The following is a 2,051-nucleotide window of genomic DNA, read 5'->3' as shown; positions in this document are numbered from 1 at the left end:
GTTCAATATTGAACAAAAACCTTTTGCATTTTTTTAAGCAGGTACGCTAAACATAAGTTTAGCAGAAGATGAACTTGAACGAAAGCGAGGTTCCGATGATTGGAACTATTTAAGGAGGAGATTCTGTTGAATCACTTTAATAGAGAGCAAGTAAAAGCTTCTGGTTATAGTGAAGACGTTTTACCAACAAAGGAAGAAGAAAGAAAATGGGGCATAGGAAACTTTTTTACCATTTGGATGGGCTCTGTTCATAACATTCCAAACTATATTGCTATTGGTGGCCTTTTTGCATTAGGCTTGTCAGTTAGCCAAGTTTTTTTAGCCATCATGGTTGCTTCCATTATTATTGCTGCAGTGCTAGTTCTAAATGGTCATGCTGGATCAAAGTACGGCTTGCCATTTGCAATGTTATTGCGCTTATCATATGGAAATAAAGGTGCAATGATTCCAGGAGTATTAAGAGGAGTGATAGCTGCAATCATGTGGTTCGGATTTCAAACGTACGCAGGTAGCCAGGCATTATCGATCTTAATTGGAAAACTTTGGCCTACATATTTAACATTAGGTGGAGATTGGAACTTATTAGGTTTATCATTGCCAGCTTTGATTTCATTTTTACTATTCTGGTTATTCAATGTGGCATTAATATACGGAGGAATAGGGTTTTTAGGAAAATTCGCAAAAATCCTTTCACCCCTTGTTTACATCGTTTTTATTGGAATGGCCATTTGGGCTATTAACTTAGCCGGCGGGATTGGACCTATACTAGCTTATACTGGATCGGGATTTCACGGAAATAAACTGATTATCTTTTTCGCGGCTGTAACAGCAGTAATTGCAGCATGGGCAGCACCGATTGTAAACGTTTCAGATTTCACAAGGATGGCTCGCTCAACGAAGGAACAAGCAATTGGACAAACAGTCGGGCTCGTTGTAGCGTACTTATTATTTGCAGTGGCGAGCATCGCAATTATTGTCGGATCTGAAATTGCTTTCGGAACTCCGATCTGGAACGTACTTGATGTTGTTGCTCGTTTTGAAGGAACGTTTGCAATCGCTATTTCAGTTCTTACTTTATGCTTAACGACTTTATCAGTAAACGTAACAGGTAATATTGTTCCAGCTGGTTACCAATTAGCATCTTTATTTCCAAAAAAACTGACTTTCAAAACGGGTGCCATGATTGCAGCTGTCATCGGAATTCTAGTTATGCCGTGGAAGCTTATGGAAAATGCAACAAGTATTTTTACCTTTTTAAATATTATTGCCGGAATATTAGCTCCAGTAACAGGGGTCATGTTAGCTCAGTATTTTGTCATATCCAAAACGAATATTGACTTGAACGAATTATATGCAAAAAACGGCCAATACAATTATAGAAATGGGTTTAATATAAATGCCATCGTAACAACGATTATAGCAGGTGTTATTTGTTTGATTGGGAATTTCATACCATTTCTAAAGCCGCTTTACGATATTTCTTGGTTTATCGGAATTATATCAGCGTTTATTATTTATACATTGCTAGAATGGCCCCATGCTAAAGGGACTTTGTTTGAAAAAACGCCAAAATTAAATGAAGGTAACAGATAAATTAAGGATCATATTCAAAATTAGTGCAAGCTTTATGAGATGAAATAACTTTTAGTTATTCCATATAACTTTTTGAAAATTGAAAGGGGAATTATGATGACTTTTGATGTAGTAATTAAAAATGGGAATGTTGTTTTACGTGATGGAGTTTACAAAGTTGATATCGGAATTAAAGATGAAAAAATCTCTTGCATTGCACAACAAATTACTGATGATGCAAAAGAAGTTATCGATGCAAGTGGACAATATGTTATGCCAGGAATGATTGATACACATGTTCATATTAGTGAACCTGGTCGTACTGAATGGGAAGGATTTGAAACAGGATCAAAATCATTAGCGGCTGGCGGTACAACAAGCTATGTTGAAATGCCGCTTAATGCTCTTCCAGCAACAATCAATAAAGAAGCTTTAGATCTTAAGCTTGAAGCAGCTATTGATCAAAACTATGTTGATTA

2 protein-coding genes are annotated in these 2,051 nt (G+C 36.4%); both read left to right on the top strand.

The features are described from left to right. Positions 1-126 precede the first annotated feature (126 nt). Positions 127-1,593: an allantoin permease gene (gene allW / locus V7122_RS20720; protein WP_335348149.1), complete on the top strand. Its 1,467-nt coding sequence runs from the start codon at positions 127-129 to the stop codon at positions 1,591-1,593. A gap of 96 nt (positions 1,594-1,689) precedes the next feature. After that, positions 1,690-2,051, top strand: a 362-nt coding sequence (locus V7122_RS20715) for an amidohydrolase family protein (RefSeq protein ID WP_335528790.1), incomplete at its 3' end; no start/stop codon positions are given.

It is taken from the genome of Bacillus sp. JJ1532, assembly GCF_036965085.1.
Classification (GTDB): Bacteria; Bacillota; Bacilli; order Bacillales; family Cytobacillaceae; genus Cytobacillus.
The sequence above is the reverse complement of the archived record's forward strand: the minus strand, read 5'-3'. Positions and strand labels throughout refer to the sequence as shown.